We start from the raw sequence: 728 nt of genomic DNA on the forward strand, positions 1-728 counted from the left end.
AGTCTTGATTAGACAATAATTAGTCTTGTTTTTATAAAATTAGGAAAAATTTTTTTGAAAGAACAAAATATTCATCGAATGACATTAACAATCCCTTTCACTATTTTGCATTTAATTAATGAAATAATTGATGAAAAATTAAAAGATGGCGATAAAAAATCGACAGCAAATCGTAATCCTATTGCATTAGATATGTTTAAAATAGGTGAACGAGTTTTGAAGAAAAAAAGAGAAGAGGGAGGTAATTAAGATATTAGTTTAGATGAAAAACTGGCTTTAATTTCTGATGCTGTCCTTAAAACTGAATTAATAGTCGATTCTATTTTTGAGTTTGCTAATACCAAACTTCAAGATATTGATCAACGAATGATGAATTAATATGGCTACGATGTGGTAAAGAAAAAATTCAGTGAAGTGGATTACAAAGTTAATTATTTTCCGACAAAAATAAAGTTATCTCCACTCATGATGCTCTCTCCGGCGTTTTTTACTTTAGCTATGTGGATCAGATTCACTTTGGTATTCAAACCGATTATTAAACTTTTCCTTTTCAAGAAAAAAATATAGTAAATCATCATATTCTCTTTCTAGAATTCCTCCATAATAAGAAATAGATGTGACTAATTTTGGACAACCGATAATTAAATATATTTTAAAAGAGTCGTATAGATGCTTATAATCTTTATTCAAATAAGTGATACATATAGACCAATTGTTGGGTAATGTAT

At 27.5% G+C, this 728-nt stretch carries 2 protein-coding genes; one reads left to right on the top strand and one right to left on the bottom strand.

All coding sequences use genetic code 11. The features are described 5' to 3' along the window. Positions 1 to 54 precede the first annotated feature (54 nt). On the top strand, positions 55 to 249 hold the full coding sequence (locus tag ARSQ2_RS11740) for a hypothetical protein (protein ID WP_181995393.1): 195 nt from the start codon (positions 55 to 57) through the stop codon (positions 247 to 249). A 243-nt stretch (positions 250 to 492) separates the two neighbouring features. Here ARSQ2_RS11740 and ARSQ2_RS13410 read toward each other — a convergent pair. Beyond that, positions 493 to 728: hypothetical protein (locus tag ARSQ2_RS13410; RefSeq protein WP_238334504.1), on the bottom strand; the 236-nt coding region annotated here is incomplete at its 5' end.

This window comes from Arsenophonus endosymbiont of Bemisia tabaci Q2, from assembly GCF_902713415.1.
GTDB lineage: Bacteria > Pseudomonadota > Gammaproteobacteria > Enterobacterales > Enterobacteriaceae > Arsenophonus.